The sequence below is a fragment of the Streptomyces sp. NPDC056600 genome, assembly GCF_042792855.1.
In the GTDB taxonomy this organism is placed as follows: Bacteria; Actinomycetota; Actinomycetes; order Streptomycetales; family Streptomycetaceae; genus Streptomyces.
In genome coordinates, this window is record NZ_JBHTVQ010000035.1 from 37407 (window position 1) to 55421 (window position 18015).

The following is an 18015-nucleotide window of genomic DNA, read 5'->3' on the forward strand; positions in this document are numbered from 1 at the left end:
AATGAGGCTGCCGGGGCCTGATGTGCGGGTGATGTTCCACGTGAAACACCACCCGGTGCGACGCCAGGGTCAGCGGCGCTCTTCGTCGTCCGACGAGGCCGGCGTGTTCTTCTCACCGACCGTCGACGGGCCGGTGTTCTCGTCGGTACGGGCGTTCTCCGGGGTGGGGACGATCGGAGGCGCGCTGTCCTCCGGGGTCAGGCTGCTCGCGTCGTCGGGGACCTCGGTGGCCTCCGGCGGTTCGACCAGCCAGTCCGGGTTGGCCTGCTTGTCCCACCACTGCCAGGCGGCGTAGGCGGCGGCGCCCAGCAGGCTGAGCATCACCGTCTTCTTGGCGAATCCACCGACGGCGGACCGCCGGCGACGCTTCTTCACCAGGCGCTGGATGTCCTTGGGGGACACCTGCCCCTTCAGTGCCGCCAGGGCGGCCGCGCTGCGCGCGGCGGCCTCGTCCCGCACCGGGCCGGCGTTGGCCTTGGCCTGCTCGATCACCGGACGCGAGTAGTCGACGGCCTGCTGGGCCGCCAGTCGGGTCTTCAACGCCGCCTCACGGGCGGCCGAGTCGACCTTGGCCGGCACGTAGGCGGACGCCTGGGCCAGGCGCGGAGCCACATGGGCGCCGTACTGGGCACGGGCCTGCCCTGCGGCCTGAGTCACCACGGGCGCGAGCCGTACGCGCGCCTCGTTCGCGTACTGCGCGGCCCTGACCCTGGCCGTGTCGGCGTAGGGCGCCAGCGCCTGACCGGCGTGCATCACGCTGTCCTTCGCCGAACCGGACCGGGCGCGCGCGCAATTCTTGCGGGTCACGGGTTCCTCCTCCTCGGTGGCGTACGGTTTCCATCGGCTTTCCACCCTTTGTCGGATCATGCCTCCGGATGCGGTATTGGGCATGCCGCAGCGGGCATCCGGGTCACGACGCAGGTCCATGGACGGCCGAAAGAGACCGCTCCGAGAACGAGTCGACCCGGGACGCGCAACCGAAACCACTCGATCCGCTCCGCACGACGGCCGGTGCCCGACTCCAGGTGCGGGGCGTGCGAGGATCGAGGGGTCACAGAGGACAACGGAAGGCAGATCGTGGCCGAGCAGCTCTACGCCACCCTGAAGACCAACCACGGCGACATCGAAGTCCGGCTCTTCCCGGACCACGCGCCCAAGACGGTCAAGAACTTCGTCGAGCTCGCCCAGGGCGAGCGCGAGTGGGTCAACCCCGCCACCGGCCAGAAGACGACCGACCGGCTCTACGACGGCACCGTCTTCCACCGGGTCATCAGCGGCTTCATGCTCCAGGGCGGTGACCCGCTCGGTAACGGCACCGGCGGTCCCGGCTACCAGTTCGAGGACGAGTTCCACCCGGACCTCTCCTTCAGCAAGCCGTACCTGCTGGCCATGGCCAACGCCGGCCCGGGGACCAACGGCTCGCAGTTCTTCATCACGGTCGCCCCGACGACCTGGCTGAACCGCAAGCACACCATCTTCGGCGAGGTCACCAACGAGGCCGGCCAGAAGGTCGTGGACGCCATCGCCGCGACCCAGACCAACCCGCGCACCGACCGCCCCGTCAACGACGTGGTCATCGAGTCGGTCGTCGTCGAGTCCCGCTGACGCAGGGACCGCCGAGGGAACCTTTCGCCCCGCCCGCCCGTACCTAGGGCGAGCGGGGCGAGACTTTTCGGTCCGAGTGAGGGGATCTGCAGGACGTGGCGGACGACCAGGGGAACCAGGAGCAGGCGCACACCCTGCCCACGTGCTATCGCCACCCGGACCGCGAGACGGGCATACGGTGCACCCGCTGTGACCGGCCCATCTGCGGTGACTGCATGATCAGCGCCTCCGTCGGCTTCCAGTGCCCCGAGTGCGTGCGCGGCGGATCCGCCACCGCGTCCTCCCGGCCCCGGACACTGACCGGCGCGCCGGTGGTCTCCGACACCCGGCTGGTCACCAAGATCCTCATCGGCGTCAACCTCGCCGTCTTCCTCGCCCTCCAGGTCCAGCCCGACCTGTCGGACGACGTGGTGCTGTGGCCGGTGGGCGTCGCCTTCCTCGGCGAGTGGTACCGCATGGTCACCTCGATGTTCAGTCACCTCGAGGTGTGGCACATCGCGGTGAACACGCTGGCCCTGTGGATGGTCGGCGGACCGCTGGAGGAGGTGCTGGGGCGCCTTCGCTACCTGGCGCTCTACCTGGTCTCCGGGCTGGCGGGCAGCGCGCTCGGTTATCTCCTGATGAACCCGAACAGCGGAGCCCTGGGCGCCTCGGGCGCGGTCTTCGGCGTCTTCGGCGCCGCCCTGGTCCTTCAGCGACGACTCCGGCGCGACCTGCGGCCCATGCTGTTGCTGCTGGCGCTGAACCTGGCGCTGCCCCTGCTCCCCGGCACCAGCATCGGCTGGCAGGCCCACCTGGGCGGGCTGATCGCCGGCGGCGTGATCGGCTACGCGATGCTGCACGCCCGCGGCCCCCGGCGGACGCTGATCCAGTACGGCTCCTGCGTTCTGGTCCTGGCCGCGGTCGTCGCCGTCACTCTGTTGAGAACTGCCCAGCTCACCTGAGTCATCGCCCAGAGTCACAGCTCTGTCCACAGGTTCGTGAAAGATCTGGGCCCACCTGGGGAAACGCCGAACCCCCTGCAACTGACAGCGATTTCCGCAGGTCAGCTACAGGGGGAACAGGCATTCGAGCAGTGAGGGATCGGTCACATCCGGACCGCTTCCCGGCGGTTATCCACAGATCTTCTTTTCTTTTCCACCTGTGGATAACTGCTGTGGATAACTAGCGGCCGCAGGCACTCCGCGAGGGCCGGACCGTTACTTCCACTGGGTGGAGACGGCGAATCCGGCGGCGATGAAGCCGAAGCCCACCACGATGTTCCAGTTGCCGAACGCCTCGAGAGGCAGCGAGCCCTCCGTCACGTAGAAGACGACGATCCAGGCCAGACCGACCAGGAACAGCGCCAGCATCACCGGAGCCACCCAGGCACGGTTGGTCAGCTTGATCGCCGCCGGCTGCGTCTTCGCCGCGGGCGGCGTGTAGTCGGCCTTCTTGCGGATACGTGACTTCGGCACGAGGGACTCTCCTGTCGATGCGCTGCGTGGCCGCGCTGGAACGGGGCACGCTCCGGGGCAGCTGCAAAGGGATGTTCAGATGTACGGCAAAGGGACGACTGAGCACTCCCCCGGGCGTCCGTTAGCGTAGTGCTTCCGCGGCGCCGAAGGAGACAAGGGTACGTTGAGCAATTCTGCCGACTCCCCCGGGACGGGCACCAGCCCCGGCCGCTCCCGGTTCCGTCCCGTGAGAGTCCTCACGCTGGCCGTGTTCGCCTTGGCCGGTCTGCTCTTCGCGACCAGCTTCCACACGGCCAAGGGCACCAACATCCGCACCGACGACTCCCTGCTGCGCCTGTCGGACCTGATCCACGAGCGCAGCCGGGAGAACGCCGGGCTGGAGAGGTCCAACGCCGCCCTCCGCGAGGACGTGGAGGAGCTGGCCGTCCGTGAGCAGGGCTCCAGCGAGGCCGAGGACGCCGAGCTCAAGGAGCTCGAGCAGGCGGCGGGCACCGACCCGGTCAAGGGCGAGGCGGTCACCGTCACGCTCAACGACGCCCCGCCGGACGCCACCGCGAAGCTCCCCGGCTACCCCGAGCCGGAGCCCGACTACCTGGTCATCCACCAGCAGGACCTGCAGGCCGTGGTGAACGCGCTCTGGAAGGGCGGCGCCGAGGGCATCCAGGTCATGGACCAGCGGCTGATCTCCACCAGCGCGGTGCGCTGCGTGGGCAACACCCTGATCCTCCAGGGCCGGGTCTACTCCCCTCCCTACAAGGTCACCGCCGTCGGCGACCCGGAGCGGCTGCAGAAGTCCCTCGCCGAGTCCCCCGCCATCCAGAACTACATGGTCTACGTGAACGTCTACGGCCTGGGCTGGAAGGTCGAGGAGGACGGGGTGCGCACCCTGCCCGGCTACACCGGCACCGTGGACCTCCAGTACGCCAGGCCCGCCGGAAACGCCTCCGAAAGGCCCTAGTCTGGTTGCTGTACGCCTCCGTGGTGCACGGCGGCGTGCGGCGGCATCGCGACCGAAGGTGACGAAGGGGAGGGGTAGGTACCCGTGTACGGCTGGATCTGGCGGCATCTGCCGGGCAACACCTGGGTGAAGGCCCTGCTCTCGCTGATTCTCGCGCTGGCCGCGGTCTACGTGCTGTTCCAGTACGTGTTCCCGTGGGCCGAGCCGCTCCTTCCCTTCGGCGATGCGACGGTGGACGAACAGTGAGCGCGCGGATCCTCGTGGTCGACAACTACGACAGCTTCGTCTTCAACCTCGTCCAGTACCTTTACCAGCTCGGCGCCGAGTGCGAGGTGCTGCGCAACGACGAGGTGACCCTCGGCCACGCCGAGCGGGGCTTCGACGGCGTGCTGCTGTCCCCCGGCCCCGGCTCGCCCGAGGAGGCCGGCGTCTGCGTCGACATGGTGCGGCACTGCGCGACGGCCGGTGTGCCGGTCTTCGGCGTCTGCCTCGGCATGCAGTCGATGCAGGTGGCCTACGGCGGCGTGGTGAACCGCGCGCCGCAGCTGCTGCACGGGAAGACCTCCCCGGTGGAGCACGAGGGCCGGGGCGTCTTCGCCGGGCTGCCCTCCCCGTTCACCGCCACCCGCTACCACTCACTGGCCGCCGACCCGGTGACGGTGCCCGCGGAGCTCGAGGTGACCGCGCGGACCGCCGACGGCATCGTCATGGGGCTGCGCCACCGGGAACTCGCGGTCGAGGGAGTGCAGTTCCACCCGGAGTCGGTGCTGACCGAGCACGGCCACCGGATGCTGGCCAACTGGCTGGCCGAGTGCGGCGACCCGGACGCGGTGGCGCGGTCCGCCGGTCTGGCCCCGGTCGTCGGCAGGTCCACGGCGTGACCGGGTGGCGCCCCGAGGACGACGAGACGGTGGCGCTGCGCATCCCCCCGGCGTACCCGGGGGGTCCCGCCGACCCGCTCGGGCCCGTGGATCCCTTCCTGTACCCGGGCGCGGAGAACCCTTTCGGCACGGCCGACGTCCATGCCGGGGGCGAGGCCGTGGACCCGTCGAGCACCATGCGGCTCACCGTCGTGCCCCCGCCCGCCCCGGCGCCCTCCGACGGCCCTGCGGCGGACGACCCCGCGGGCACGCGGGGCACGGGGACCACGGGGACCAAGGGGACCACGGACGAGGATCCGTCCGCCTCCTCCACCTCTCCGTCGTCCCCGGCGCCCGCCGAGGGCGGCCGGGCCGCGCGCAGGAGGGCCGCCGCCGCGGCCGCCAAGGGCCGTCACGGCCGCCGGGCCGCCCCGCGCGGCGCGGAGGCGGCTGACGCCGAGGACGGCGAGGCGCGCTCCGGAGACGGCGGCGCCGCGCTGTCGCGGGTGGAGCGCCGCCGCGCCGAGCGGGCCCGCCGTCCCGGTCCCGGCGTGCTGATCAGCCGCGCCGTGGGGGAGCTGTTCATCACCACCGGCGTGCTGATGATCCTGTTCGTCGCCTACCAGCTGTGGTGGACCAACGTCCTCGCCGCCGCCGACGTGGATCGGGAGACCGTCCAGCTCCAGGACGACTGGGACAAGGGCGCCCGGGACCCCGGCACCTTCGAGGCCGGCCAGGGCTTCGCCCTCCTGCACATCCCCACCCTGGACGTGGTGGTGCCCATCGCGGAGGGCATCGACAAGGAACGGGTGCTGGACCGCGGGATGGTCGGGCACTACGACAAGGAGAGCATCCGCACCGCGATGCCCGGCGACAAGGCCGGCAACTTCGGGCTGGCCGGTCACCGCAACACCCACGGCGAGCCGTTCCGCTACATCAACCGCCTGAAGCCGGGTGACCCGATCGTGGTGGAGACCAGCAAGGCGTACTACGTGTACCGGATGACCTCGATCCTTCCGTCCACGTCACCGGGCAACGTCTCCGTCCTGGAGCCCGTGCCGCCGGGGTCGGGTTTCACCGGACCGGGTCGCTACATCACACTGACCACCTGCACCCCGGAGTTCACCAGCACCTACCGGATGATCGTCTGGGGCAAGATGGACGAGGAACGCCCGCGCGCCAAGGGGAAGCCCGACGTGCTGGTGGACCCGTGACAGGGTGAGTACGGCACACGACGGGGGACGGCCACAGTGGCAGTGGTAGAGCACGACCGGCGCGGCGAGGACACCGGCGCGCACCGGCCGGACGGCCGTCGCCGCCCCGCCCGGGGACCGGTGGCCTCCCTGGTCAGCTTCCTGGGTGAACTCCTGATGACCGCCGGCGTGGTCCTCGGCCTCTTCGTCGTCTACTCGCTGTGGTGGACCAACCTGCTCGCCGACCGCGCCGCGGACCGCGAGAGCGACCGGGTCCGCGACCTGTGGGAGCAGGAGATCGAGGGCGCCGGCGTCCCCGGCAAGCTGGACACCAAGGACGGCATCGGCTTCCTCCACGTCCCGGCCATGGACGACGACCAGATCCTGGTGAAGAAGGGCACCGACCCCAAGGTGCTCGACGACGGCGCGGCCGGGTACTACACCGACCCGGTCAAGGCGGCCCTGCCGACCGGCGGGAAGAACGGCAACTTCTCCCTGGCCGCGCACCGCGACGGCCACGGGGCCAAGTTCCACAACATCCACAAGATCCACGAGGGCGACCCGGTCGTCTTCGAGTCCAAGGACAAGTGGTACGTCTACAAGGTCTTCGAGATCCTGCCGAGCACCTCGAAGTACGACGTCGGCGTGCTGGAGAAGGTGCCGGAGAAGTCCGGGCGGAAGAAGCCCGGGAAGTACATCACCCTGACCACCTGCACCCCGATGTACACCTCCGAGCACCGCTACGTCGTCTGGGGCGAGCTGGTCCGGGTGGAACCGGTCGACGACCGCCGCACCCCGCCCGCGGAGCTCCGCTAGGGTCTGTCCGCCGGGCAGGCCCTAGCTTCCCGGCACCGCCCGGTCCGCGCGGCGGGTGGTGATGAACAACAGGCACATCGCGGCGATCGCGACCCTTCCGGTCGCCTGGAGCAGCGGACCGCGCAGCAGGATGAACGAGTAGCCGGCGATCAGCGGGGCGGTGATCAGCAGCAGCCGCCCCGGATGGCTCCGCCGGCCGGCCGACGCCCTCGCCACCCTCCGGTCGAACCGGGCGGCCGCGTACCCGAGGAGGCCCATCCCCGCCGTCATCCCCACCGCGCCGAAGTCGATGTACAGCTCCGCCCACACGGGGGAGGAGAGATTGGTGTTCCGGGTGCCCATCCACTGGCCCACCATCACGCCGGTGTCCACCGGCTTGCCCTCCCACACCGACCGCGGCACCGCGAACAGCACGCAGCCCGCCAGCTGGTTGCCGTAGGTGTGGCCGGTGGACTCCACGTAGGTGATCGTGTTGGCGAACATCCCGATCTGGTCGTAGTCCTTCAGCGCCAGCGGCTCCAGGAACGACGTGGTCTCGATGGGCCGGGTGTTGTTGTCGTCGTAGCGGAAGGCGTCCGCGAAGGGGAACAGCAGCAGCGCCACCACCACGCCCAGCGTCAGCGACATCCGGTACAGCGCCGCGCTCACCGGGAAGGCCGTGAACAGCAGCGCGAACATCACCGTGAGGAACCAGTAACGCGGGTTGGATATGGGGTTGTTGACGACGACGTTCAGGCAGAACAGGGCCCCGAAGACGGCCACCGTCGACCAGCTGCGCCGCGCGTGCCGGGAGGTCGCCAGGCGCCGGACGTAGACCAGCAGGGCGATCAGCGGCAGCACCGTGCCGAAGCCTCGTACGAAGGCCTGGCCCGCCTCGGAGCCGTTGCCGGACAGACCCGCGTCCTCCAGGCCGGCGGTGATCTCCTGCCGGCTGGAGAAGAAGACCGCCGGACCGCCCAGCCGCATCACCAGCAGCGCCGCCGCGGCGAAGGCCGCCAGGGTGAGCAGATGGACGCGGCGCCGGTGCACCAGGCGCGGCCGGTCGCCGCCCTCGCGGCCCTGCCGCCGGTCCCCCGCCGACCCGCCCGCCCCGCCCGCGTCGGACGTCCGGCCCGCCTCGCCCGGTCCGCCCGCCTCGCCGGTCTCCGCCCGGCCGAAGTCCCGTTCCTCCTCCGCCTCCCTGCGCCGCCAGGGCGGCCGGAACCGCGCCAGCAGCGCCCCCAGGTCGAAGGCGCAGCAGCCGAAGAGCACCAGCGCGATCGCCAGCACCAGGTCCTCGCGCGGGCCCACCACGGGCGTCGGCACCCGGCCCAGCACAGCCTGGGCCAGCGGGGCCACGCCCATCGCCATGTAGCAGAACATCCAGAAGGTGGCCTGCAGCAGCTTGCGGCGGCGGGCCAGGATCATGGCGGACAGCCGCGCCCCGCAGTACGCGGTGAGACCGGCCTGCAGCCAGTACGCGGTGTCCCGCGCCCCGCCCCCCGGCTGGTTCATCACCACCAGCGGCAGCAGCAGCGGCAGGCCCAGCACCAGGGGCACCGACATCGCCGTGGTCAGCAGCGTGCTCGGCGCGAAGGGACGGAACCGGATGCCCGGACGCCGCACGGCGGACCCCTGACCGGCGCTCCCGCGCCCCGCGGCGCCCTCCTTCGGGCCGCCCGCGCCGCGCGGGCCTGAGGCGCCCCGCGGGCCTCCCACGCCCCCCGGCCCGCCCGCCGGGGCCCCCGGCGGTCCGCCGGCCGTTCGCTCGGTGGTCATCGCATTCCCCCACACCCCTCCGGCCCCCCGGCCGGGTCCTTGGCAGTCTACGAGCGATCATCAAACACGCGTCCGCCCCGTGGACGATGCGACGAGGGTTGTCCACAGGCCCTGCCGGGACCTCCGGCGACCCACTAGCCTGTGATCACCGCGCTGGGGAGCGCGGACGACCGGCGGGGCGGCGCCCCCCGGTGACGTGCGGGGGGAAGGGGGCCGGCATGCGTGATCTCTCGTCGTTCACCCTGGCCGGATACGACAAGGGGCGGGGCAAGCTGGTCCAGGCCCTGTGGTTCGCGGTGATGAACCTGGTCTTCATGGCCTGGTGGTGCCCGCCGCGGCTGCGGGTCGCGCTGCTGCGCGCCTTCGGCGCGACCGTGGGCGAGCAGGTGCTGATCCGCCACCGGGTGCGGGTGCTGTGGCCGTGGAAGCTGACCGTCGGCGACCACACCTGGATAGGCGAGGGCGCCTGGCTGCTCAACCTGGAGCCGGTCACCCTCGGCCGCCACGTGTGCGTCTCCCAGGAGGCCCTGCTCTGCACCGGCTCGCACGACCACCGGGCCGCCGACTTCCGCTACCGCAACGCCCCGATCACCGTCGCGGACGGCGCCTGGATAGCCGCCCGGGCCACCGTGCTCGCCGGCGCCACGGTCGGCCGGCACGCCGTGGTCGGCGCGGGCGCGGTGCTCCACCAGGACCTGCCCGAGCTGACCCTGCACACCGCCGACGGCGCCCGCCGCCCCGTGAAGGAGCCCGCGTGAGCGCCCCCGAGGGGCCGCTGCGGGTCCTGCACGCGGTCACCCTGCACTCGCCCACCGGCGCCTTCGGCGGGCCCGTCAGGGTCGCGCTCAACCTCGCCCACGGCCTGGCGGCCCGCGGCCACCGTCCCGAACTCCTCGCCCTGGCCGAGGGGTTCGACGACGGCCCGCCGCGCGAGGTGGAGGGCGTGCCCGCCCGCCTGTACCCGGCCCGCCGTCTGCTGCCGCTCGGCTTCAGCGGCATCACCTCGCCCGCCCTGCTGGCCCGCGCCGGACGCCTGGTGCGCGAGGCGGACGTGGTCCACGTCCACCTCGCCCGCGACCTGGTCACCCTCCCGGTGGCGCTGGCCGCGCTGCGCGCCGGCGTCCCGCTCGTGCTGCAGACGCACGGCATGGTCGACCCCAGCGGCAAGGCGCTCGCCAAGGTCCTGGACGCCCTGGCCGTCCGCCGGGTGCTGCGCGGCGCGGCCGCCGTGCTCCACCTCACCGGACACGAGCGGCGCGACCTGGACGCGGTGCTCGGCGCCCCGCTGACCTGCGCCGTGCACCTGGTGAACGGCGTGCCCGCCCAGGAGCCGCGCCCGCAGCCCGCCGGGCCGCCGCGGATCCTGTACGCCGCCCGCCTGCAGGCCCGCAAGCGCCCCGTGGACTTCGTCGACGCCGCCCCCGCCGTCCTGCGCCGCCACCCGGACGCCGAGTTCGTGGTCGCCGGTCCCGACGAGGGCGAGCTCGCGGCCGTGCGGCGGCGGATCGAGGAACTGCGGCTGGCCGACCGGGTGTTCTGCGTCGGCGCGCTGCCCTCCGCCCGGGTGCTGGAGGAGCTGCGCCGGGCCCACGTCTATGTGCTGCCCTCGGTGGACGAGCCGTTCCCGATGTCGGTCCTGGAGTCCCTCTCGGTCGGCACGCCCGCCGTGGTGACGCGTTCCAACGGCCTGGCGCCGGCGATCGGCGAGGCCGGCGCCGGCCGGGTGGTCGAGGGTCCGGACGCGCTGGCCGGGGCGGTGCTGGAGCTGCTGGAGCCCGAGAACGCCGAGAAGGCCTCGGCGGCGGCCCACAGGCTGGCCGGCGAGGCCTTCTCGATCGACGCGGTGGTCGGGAGGCTGCTGGAGGTGTACGGCGGGGCGGTCGGAACCGGTCAGGCCCGCACCCAGGCGTAGCACCCGGACGAGAGCAGCCGGGCGGCCCCGGACGGCACGGTCATGGTGTACGTGCCGTCCTTGCCGCCCCCGGTGCCCGGTCCGGAGGCCAGCACCTTCCCGCCGGATCCGGTGACCGTCCAGGTGCAGGACGGTCCCGCGGAGACGGTCCGGTACTTCCCCGCCGCGGGCTTCTTGTGCTGCCCGTCCGGGTAGCCGCCCTTCGCGGCCTCGATCAGCGGCTCGTGCTCCGGGCACAGGTGGGTGACGGCCGGCTCGGCGTCCGGGATCTCCCCGGCCACCAGCGCGCCGATCACCGCGTCCTTGTCGTGCCGGGCGGTGCGGTCGATCCGCTGGCAGGCCTCCTTGCCGAGGTCCAGGACGGCGGCCGGCTCCATCTGCTCGGGTACCCGGCCGCTGAGGTACTCCTTCTCCTTCTTCGTGAACTCCCCGGAGCCCTTCGGCGCCTCGATCTTCGAGTCCGGGAGCACCGGCCCCGGGGACGAGGACGCCCCCTCCTCCGGTGTCCGGTCCCCGGAGGGCGCGGAGTGCCCCGCCGCCGTCCGGTCGCCGCCCTCGGCCCGGTCGTCGGAGGAGGACGAGCAGCCGGAGAGCGCGGGCAGCAGGCCCAGGGCGATCAGGGCGGCGGCCGCCGCCAGCGGGTGGTTGCGCATGGAACTCCTGCTCTCTGCTCCGCACGCACGCGTGCGGGACGTGCTCGGTGGTGCGGCTGCGCCAGGTCCGTGCCCCGGCCCGGCGACCCCCCGCGGTCGTGCGACCGACGGGGGGGCCACCGGGCCGGGGGTCCGCCCTACTGGGGCGAGAAGGTGAGGATCAGCCGCGGCGTGCCCGCCGCGGACGGGGCCTCGCTGGACCACAGCCACAGCGCGTCCGTCCCGGCGGACGTCAGCGCCATGCCGTAGTCGCCGCCCAGCGCCGCGCGCACCGCGGCGACGTCCAGCTCCGCGGTGGCGCCGGAGTTGGAGGCGGACGGCGGGTTGAGCGTGCCCAGCGTGGACGGGCCCAGCGCGGGCTTGGTGTTCCACGTGGTGCCCGCCTCGGTCCAGGCGCCGGTGACCGGCCGCAGCGTGACGGCGTCGGCCGAACCGGCGGTGGCGGAGGAGTCCGTGCGGACCTCCAGCGCCGCGCCGGTCAGCGTGGTGCCGGCCGGGGCCGCGGGCAGCGCGAAGCGCAGGTACGCCTCGTACCCGGAGCTGCCGCGGACCGCCAGCGAGGTGGCGGAGCCGTACGCGGTGCTCTTGGACCCCTCGTTCACGTAGGTGTCCTCGGACGCCTGCACGGAGGTGACGGTGTCGCCCTGCTTGGTGGCCTGCTGGTGGTGCGCGGCCACCCGGTCGGCGCCGAGGACGGCCGGGTAGACCGCGACCTCGTCGATCTGACCGGCGAAGTTGTCGCTGCTCGGACGCGACGGCCAGCCGCTCAGGTTGTCGCCGCCCACGCGCCAGTAGCCGCTGTAGCTCTGGTGCGTGGTGTACGCGGTGTTGCCCGCCACCCGGGCGCCGTCGACGTACAGCGTCATGCCGCCGGAGCCCTGCGTGCCGACGACGTGGTGCCACTTGCCGTCGTTGTAGCGGGTGAGGGAGTTCACCGTCCGCGTGGCCCCGTTGTAGGCGCCGAAGAACAGGCGCCCGTCGTTGGCCATGTAGATGTGCTTGTCGTAGCTGCCGCTGTTCCTGGTGGTGTTGTTGCCGAAGCCCACCAGCTTGCCGCCGCTCGTGGTGGTGGTGCGGAACCAGGTCTCCACCGAGTAGGCCGGTCCGACGGTGGTGCGACGGTCGCTGTAGAGGCGGTCGTCGGAGCCGTCGAAGCCGAACGAGGTGCCGCCGCCCGTGAGCGCGCCCGCCTCGCCGAGGGCCGGGCCGCCGCTCATCACGCCGCTCTGGTCGCCGGCCGAGGAGTCGCCGACGTACGGCGAGGTCTTCTCGTCGTGGCGCCAGTACAGGTTCGGGCCGTCCGCCAGCACCGCCGAGCCGTACGGCTCGGGCGTCTTCGGCACGGTGACGCTCGCGGTCGCCGACAGGGCGCTGGTGTTGCCCGCCGGGTCCGAGGCCGTCACCCGGTAGCTGTACGTCGAGCCCGGGGTCACGCCGGTGTCGGTGAAGGAGGCCTGCGGACGCTCCCAGAAGACGGAGTCCGCCTCGACCGTCCCGACCGGGGTGCTCGAGCCGTTGCGGTAGATCTTGTAGATCAGCCGGCTGTCGTCGTCGTCCATGCTGGTGCGCCAGCGGACCTTGACCTTGCCGGGCTCCACCGCGTCCGCGCCGATCACCGGGACGGTGGGCGCGCCCACGTCACCGGTGGAGGCGAACCGGGTGAGACCCTGCGCCGCGGCGCCGTTGACGGTGGTGAACTCGCCGCCGGACCACAGGTAGTCGACGCCGTTCTTCGACGAGATGGTGAGGGCGCGCGGGCCGATGCCCTCGCCGAGGCCGTCGTTGGTGTCCGGGAACCAGCCCAGCTTGGCCGTGGAGGTGGTCGGCTGGGCCAGGAAGTGCTGGCGCCGCCCGTCCGGGTACTCGCCGACGCTGGAGCAGTCGTGGGCGTGCGAGGCGCTGTAGAGCACGTCCTCGTAGGACTCCACGGCCTGGGTGGCGCCCAGGCAGGTGTCGCGCCAGCGCTGGTCGAAGGTGCCGTAGTCCAGCGCGATGCGGCCGTCGAAGACCCCGCCGCCGGTGCCCTCGTTGCCGGTGTAGAAGCCGGTCCCGTCGGTGTCGATGTCCTTGACCACCGAGGTGTTCGGGATGAACCCGGTCGGGTACGCCTTCTCGACGTCGCCGCTGGCGGCGTCCACCACGGCCAGGGCGTGCGAGTTCTGCCCGTTGACGGTGAAGAAGTCGCCGCCGATCAGGGCGTGCTGCCCGTCGGGGGTGACCTCGATGGCCCGGCCCGGCTCGTCCACGTCGGCGATGAACGGGCGCAGCGAGCCGTTGCCCGCGGCGACGGCGGCGAAGCGCTCGCGCGGCTGGCCGTTGACGCTGGTGAAGTCGCCGCCCGCGTACACCGTGTCGTCGGTGACGGCCAGCGCCCGCACGGTCGCCGGGAATGCGGCGTTGAAGCCGGTCCGCGGCGTGCAGGTGTCGATGTCGATCGCGGCGACGCTGGAGACGGCGGTGCCGTTGACCGCGCCGAAGTAGCCGCCCACGTACAGCGTCTCCTGATCGGGGGAGACGGCCATCGCGCGGACGGTGGCGGTGCCGGAGGACACCGTGAAGGACAGGTCGCAGTCGGTCGGCGCGCCCGTCGCGGCGTCCAGCGCCACGAAGTTCGCCGCCTGCTGCTCGCTGCCGGTTCCCCCCTCGGGGGGACGCACCGCGGAGAAGGTGCCACCGGCGAAGACCACGCCGTCCGCCTGGGCCAGCGCCCAGACGATGCCATTGGTCTGCCAGGTGGGCAGATCGTCCGCGGTGAAGGCGACCGACTCGCTGATCGCGCCGGCCTGCGGTGCCACGGCGACCGCAAGGCCCGCCGCCAGCACCGTCGCGAGGGCCGCGCTCAGCCCTCTCGTTCTTCTCATGGAACCCCCAAACAAACGGCCCTGGGGCCGCCCCTGACGTGCCCGGCGGGCCGCCGGACACGTGTTCCTCCCTGCGCCCGGCCGATCCCCGTCCCCCCGGGATTCGGCCGGAGCCTGTGTGCCGTGCCGGTCACGTCCCGCGACCGGCGGCCGGCTCAGCGGTCGACGCGTACCGCGGTGCCCGCCAGTTCGGCGTTCACCTGGCGGACGTCGGCGTCGACCATGATCCGCGCGAGTTCCTCCACCCTGACCTCGGGCTTCCAGCCGAGGATCTCCTCGGCCTTGGAGGCGTCGCCGATCAGCGCGTCCACCTCGCTCGGACGCTCGTACTTGGCGTCGTACCGGACGTGCTCGCGCCAGTCCAGCCCCGCGTGACCGAACGCCGTCTCCAGGAACTCGCGCACCGTGGCCGCGACCCCGGTGGCCACCACGTAGTCGGTCGGCTCGTCCTGCTGGAGCATCCGCCACATGGCGTCCACGTACTCGGGCGCGTAGCCCCAGTCGCGGACGGCGTCGAGGTTCCCCAGGTAGAGCTCCTGCTGCAGCCCCGCCTTGATGCGGGCCACCGCGCGGGTGATCTTCCGGGTCACGAAGGTCTCGCCGCGGCGCGGGGACTCGTGGTTGAAGAGGATCCCGTTGACCGCGTACATGCCGTACGCCTCACGGTAGTTGACGGTGGACCAGTACGCGTAGACCTTGGCGGCGCCGTACGGGCTGCGCGGGTGGAACGGCGTCGCCTCGTTCTGCGGAGGCGGCGTCGCGCCGAACATCTCCGAGGAGGACGCCTGGTAGAAGCGGGTCTCGATGCCCGCCGCGCGGACCGCCTCCAGCAGCCGCAGCGAGCCGAGCCCGGTGGCGTCGCCGGTGTACAGCGGGGCGTCGAAGGAGACCCGCACATGCGACTGGGCGCCCAGGTTGTAGACCTCCTGGGGCTGTATCTCGCGCAGCAGGTTGACCAGGGCGACGCCGTCGGTGAGGTCGGCGTGGTGCAGCACGAAGCGCCGGCCGGGTTCCTGGGGGCCCTGGTAGATGTGGTCGATCCGCTCGGTGTTGAAGCTGGACGACCGGCGCACCAGGCCGTGCACCGTGTAGCCCTTCCCCAGCAGCAGTTCCGCCAGGTACGACCCGTCCTGGCCGGTGACACCGGTGATCAGCGCGGTCTTGCTCATGAGTGGTTTTCCTCCCCGACGGGCCGGAGGACCGGCCCCGCCCCGTACTCGGTCACACGCCCCGTACGCGAACCATCCGTACGGAAATCTTCTGAATTGCGCGGGATCACCCGCGGACTGCTGGCATGATCCGGTCCATGACACTTCTTGCGCCGCAGTCCCGGATATTCGTGGCGGGCCACCGCGGGCTGGTCGGTTCCGCGGTCGTCCGCCGGCTCACCGCCGACGGCCACCAGGTCCTCACCCGAGGCCGCGCCGACCTGGACCTGCGGGACGCCGCGGCCACCGCCGCGTACCTCGCCGAGATCCGCCCGGACGCGGTCGTGCTGGCCGCCGCCAAGGTGGGCGGGATCATGGCGAACAGCACGCGTCCGGTCGAGTTCCTCGAGGACAACCTGCGGATCCAGCTGAGCGTGATCTCCGGCGCGCACGCCGCCGGGGTGGGCCGCCTGCTCTTCCTGGGCTCCTCGTGCATCTATCCGAAGTTCGCGCCGCAGCCCATCCGCGAGGACGCGCTGCTGACCGGTCCGCTGGAGCCCACCAACGAGCCGTACGCCCTCGCGAAGATCGCCGGCATCTGCCAGGTCCAGTCCTACCGCCGCCAGTTCGGCGCCTCGTGGATCAGCGCGATGCCCACCAACCTCTACGGCCCCGGCGACAACTTCGACCTGGAGACCTCGCACGTCCTGCCCGCGCTGATCCGCCGCTTCCACGAGGCCCGCGCTTCGGGCGCGGACCACGTCACCCTGTGGGGCTCCGGCTCCCCGCGCCGCGAGTTCCTGCACGTCGACGACCTGGCCTCGGCCTGCGTCCGGCTGCTGGAGACCTACGACGGCGACGAGCCGGTCAACGTCGGCTGCGGCGAGGACCTGACCATCCGCGCGCTCGCGGAGACGGTCGCCGAGGTCACCGGCTTCGCCGGCGAGATCCGCTGGGACACCTCGAAGCCGGACGGCACGCCCCGCAAGCTGCTGGACGTGTCGCGGCTGACCGCCCTGGGCTGGAAGCCGTCGATCGCGCTGCGCGACGGCATCGCCGGCACCTACCGGTGGTGGCTGTCCGAGGGCGCGGGTTCCTCCCGCGCCTGAGCGGGGCCACATCCCTCGTAGCCCTCGCACCCCGCGGCCCCTCAGTACGCTCCGCGGCCGTCGGCGACGGCGCGGAGCGTACGGCTGAGCACGTCGAGGTCGCTGACGAACGACCAGTTGTCCACGTAGTGCAGGTCCAGCTGAACCGTTTCTTCCCAGGACAGGTCCGACCGGCCGCTGACCTGCCACAGCCCCGTCATGCCGGGCTTGACCCGCAGCCGGCGCAGCGCGGTCGCGTCGTACCCGGCGACCTCCTCGGGCAGCGGAGGACGCGGGCCGACCAGGGACATGTCACCGATGAGGACGTTGAACAGCTGCGGCAGCTCGTCCAGCGAGGTGCGGCGCAGCAGCCGCCCGACCCGGGTCACCCGCGGATCGCGGCGCATCTTGAACATCAGGCCGTCGTTCTCGTTGCGCTCCGCCAGCTCGCGCTTGAGGGCGTCCGCGTCGACGACCATGGTGCGGAACTTCCACATCACGAAGACGTCCTGGTCACGGCCGATCCGCTGCTGCCGGTAGAACGCGGGACCCCGCGAGTCCAGCTTCACCGCCAGCGCGACCAGGGCCAGGAACGGGGCGAGCACCAGCAGCCCGAGCGCGGCCCCGCAGCGGTCCAGGGCCTCCTTCAGGCTCTGCTGGACACCTCCGGGCCCCTGCGGGGGAGCCACCTTGAGCACGGTCAGGCCGGCCACCGAGCCGACCTCCAGCCGCTTGTCGGAGACCTCCACCAGACCGGGCGCCAGCGCCACCTCGACCTCGGCGTCCTGCAGCGCCCAGACCAGGTGCCGCAGCGCCGGCCCGGAGAGCCGGGCCCCCGGCGCCAGCAGCACCACGTCCGCGCGGTGACGGCGCACCGTGTCCACCAGCACGCGCCCGGCGCGCGCGCCGGAGTCCGGGTCGGCGGGCGCGTCCAGCCGCTCGGCGCCCGGCGCCTCACCGCCGACGGCGACGCTGCCCACCACCGCGTAGGGGTGGTCCGTGCGGGAGTCGAGCCGGCCCATCACCACCGGGAGGGCCTGGGCCTCACCGACGACCAGGACCCGCAGCACCGCCTGTGCCGCGCGGCGCTCCCGGGCCAGGTGCGCGAAGACCACCCGCCGGGCGAACACCGCGAGCAGCAGGGCCGGTGTCAGGGCCGCGAGGACGACGAAGGGGTCGACGACCGTCCGGACGCCGACCCCGATCACCGCGAGGACCCCGAGCGTCATGAGCCAGTCGTGCAGCACCGGGACGGCGCCGCGGGACTCGCCCACCTCGTCACGGGTGTACCGGCGTCTCGCGCCGCGCACACCGAGCCAGGTCAGGGTCGAGGTGAGGGTCACCAGACCGGAGGCGGGCTGCCCGGACTGCTCCAGCACGGGCGCCAGCGTCACGGTCGGAACCAGGGAATCCACGCAGAGCAGCGTGGTCACATACCAACCGGGCTTGTCCCGCAGGCCGATACCGCGGGGCCGGAACGTTTCTTCACGATGCCGGTCCTCCCGCTGCCGACGCGTACGGGTCTCGCCCGTGTCCCGTATGTCCGCAGACGTCCGAGCGTCCTGTGCCATCCACACGCCCCCCCAGGCCGCGCGACCCCTGGTCAAGAGCCGCGGTGTGCGTGCGGACCCATCCCCATGACGACCGCACAGAAAGGCACCGTACTGCACCCGGGAAACACCGCAGTGCGTTTTTACCCTGATTTC

17 protein-coding genes are annotated in these 18015 nt (G+C 72.3%); 10 read left to right on the forward strand and 7 right to left on the reverse strand.

Going from position 1 to position 18015, the window contains the following annotated elements:
- Nucleotides 1–69 precede the first annotated feature (69 nt).
- Nucleotides 70–807 carry a DUF5324 family protein gene (locus ACFRAV_RS18695; RefSeq protein WP_382556870.1) on the reverse strand — a complete coding sequence of 246 codons (738 nt, stop codon included), beginning with the start codon at nucleotides 805–807 and terminating at the stop codon, nucleotides 70–72.
- Nucleotides 808–1077: 270 nt separating this feature from the next.
- Here ACFRAV_RS18695 and ACFRAV_RS18700 point away from each other — a divergent pair, with 270 nt between their 5' ends.
- Together ACFRAV_RS18700 and ACFRAV_RS18705 are read left to right on the forward strand one after the other, a co-directional pair.
- Complete coding sequence (locus ACFRAV_RS18700; protein WP_382556872.1) at nucleotides 1078–1605, forward strand: peptidylprolyl isomerase; 528 nt, start codon at nucleotides 1078–1080, stop codon at nucleotides 1603–1605.
- Between the two features lie 215 nt (nucleotides 1606–1820).
- A complete protein-coding gene (locus ACFRAV_RS18705) occupies nucleotides 1821–2549 on the forward strand; it encodes a rhomboid family intramembrane serine protease (protein WP_382556873.1) in 729 nt (242 codons plus the stop codon).
- 255 nt (nucleotides 2550–2804) lie between these two features.
- On the opposite strand, the gene crgA is transcribed toward ACFRAV_RS18705, so the two are convergent.
- Complete coding sequence (gene crgA / locus ACFRAV_RS18710) at nucleotides 2805–3062, reverse strand: cell division protein CrgA (RefSeq protein WP_351115021.1); 258 nt, start codon at nucleotides 3060–3062, stop codon at nucleotides 2805–2807.
- Nucleotides 3063–3225: 163 nt separating this feature from the next.
- Here crgA and ACFRAV_RS18715 point away from each other — a divergent pair, with 163 nt between their 5' ends.
- From ACFRAV_RS18715 to ACFRAV_RS18735, 5 genes are all read left to right on the forward strand, one after another.
- Nucleotides 3226–4020: a DUF881 domain-containing protein gene (locus ACFRAV_RS18715; RefSeq protein ID WP_382556876.1), complete on the forward strand. Its 795-nt coding sequence runs from the start codon at nucleotides 3226–3228 to the stop codon at nucleotides 4018–4020.
- 84 nt (nucleotides 4021–4104) lie between these two features.
- Entirely contained in the window at nucleotides 4105–4266 is a 162-nt protein-coding gene (locus tag ACFRAV_RS18720) for a hypothetical protein (RefSeq protein WP_351115024.1), read from the forward strand.
- Complete coding sequence (locus ACFRAV_RS18725) at nucleotides 4263–4901, forward strand: aminodeoxychorismate/anthranilate synthase component II (RefSeq protein ID WP_382556878.1); 639 nt, start codon at nucleotides 4263–4265, stop codon at nucleotides 4899–4901. The genes ACFRAV_RS18720 and ACFRAV_RS18725 overlap by 4 nt, the downstream gene beginning before the upstream one ends.
- Complete coding sequence (locus ACFRAV_RS18730; protein WP_382556881.1) at nucleotides 4898–6094, forward strand: class E sortase; 1197 nt, start codon at nucleotides 4898–4900, stop codon at nucleotides 6092–6094. The genes ACFRAV_RS18725 and ACFRAV_RS18730 overlap by 4 nt, the downstream gene beginning before the upstream one ends.
- Before the next feature lie 42 nt (nucleotides 6095–6136).
- Nucleotides 6137–6889 carry a class E sortase gene (locus tag ACFRAV_RS18735; protein ID WP_382556934.1) on the forward strand — a complete coding sequence of 251 codons (753 nt, stop codon included), beginning with the start codon at nucleotides 6137–6139 and terminating at the stop codon, nucleotides 6887–6889.
- A 21-nt stretch (nucleotides 6890–6910) separates the two neighbouring features.
- On the opposite strand, the gene ACFRAV_RS18740 is transcribed toward ACFRAV_RS18735, so the two are convergent.
- Nucleotides 6911–8434, reverse strand: a complete 1524-nt coding sequence (locus ACFRAV_RS18740; RefSeq protein ID WP_382556935.1) for a hypothetical protein — start codon at nucleotides 8432–8434, stop codon at nucleotides 6911–6913.
- A gap of 431 nt (nucleotides 8435–8865) precedes the next feature.
- Here ACFRAV_RS18740 and ACFRAV_RS18745 point away from each other — a divergent pair, with 431 nt between their 5' ends.
- Both ACFRAV_RS18745 and ACFRAV_RS18750 read left to right on the forward strand, forming a co-directional pair.
- Nucleotides 8866–9405: a WcaF family extracellular polysaccharide biosynthesis acetyltransferase gene (locus ACFRAV_RS18745; RefSeq protein ID WP_382556883.1), complete on the forward strand. Its 540-nt coding sequence runs from the start codon at nucleotides 8866–8868 to the stop codon at nucleotides 9403–9405.
- Between the two features lie 17 nt (nucleotides 9406–9422).
- Nucleotides 9423–10559: a glycosyltransferase gene (locus tag ACFRAV_RS18750; RefSeq protein ID WP_382556938.1), complete on the forward strand. Its 1137-nt coding sequence runs from the start codon at nucleotides 9423–9425 to the stop codon at nucleotides 10557–10559.
- Here ACFRAV_RS18750 and ACFRAV_RS18755 read toward each other — a convergent pair.
- From ACFRAV_RS18755 to gmd, 3 genes are all read right to left on the reverse strand, one after another.
- A complete protein-coding gene (locus ACFRAV_RS18755; protein ID WP_382556885.1) occupies nucleotides 10538–11212 on the reverse strand; it encodes a hypothetical protein in 675 nt (224 codons plus the stop codon). The two genes, ACFRAV_RS18750 and ACFRAV_RS18755, sit on opposite strands and share 22 nt — an antisense overlap.
- 137 nt (nucleotides 11213–11349) lie before the next feature.
- Nucleotides 11350–14073 (reverse strand): DNRLRE domain-containing protein, encoded by a 2724-nt coding sequence (locus ACFRAV_RS18760; RefSeq protein WP_382556887.1) that lies wholly within the window; start codon nucleotides 14071–14073, stop codon nucleotides 11350–11352.
- A gap of 155 nt (nucleotides 14074–14228) precedes the next feature.
- On the reverse strand, nucleotides 14229–15242 hold the full coding sequence (gmd, locus tag ACFRAV_RS18765) for a GDP-mannose 4,6-dehydratase (RefSeq protein WP_382556889.1): 1014 nt from the start codon (nucleotides 15240–15242) through the stop codon (nucleotides 14229–14231).
- A gap of 137 nt (nucleotides 15243–15379) precedes the next feature.
- On the opposite strand from gmd, the gene ACFRAV_RS18770 reads away from it, so the two are divergent.
- Nucleotides 15380–16330, forward strand: coding sequence for a GDP-L-fucose synthase family protein (locus ACFRAV_RS18770; protein WP_382556890.1), 951 nt, complete (start codon nucleotides 15380–15382; stop codon nucleotides 16328–16330).
- 41 nt (nucleotides 16331–16371) lie between these two features.
- On the opposite strand, the gene ACFRAV_RS18775 is transcribed toward ACFRAV_RS18770, so the two are convergent.
- Nucleotides 16372–17724 carry a sugar transferase gene (locus ACFRAV_RS18775; protein ID WP_351115031.1) on the reverse strand — a complete coding sequence of 451 codons (1353 nt, stop codon included), beginning with the start codon at nucleotides 17722–17724 and terminating at the stop codon, nucleotides 16372–16374.
- Between the last annotated feature and the right edge of the window lie 291 nt (nucleotides 17725–18015).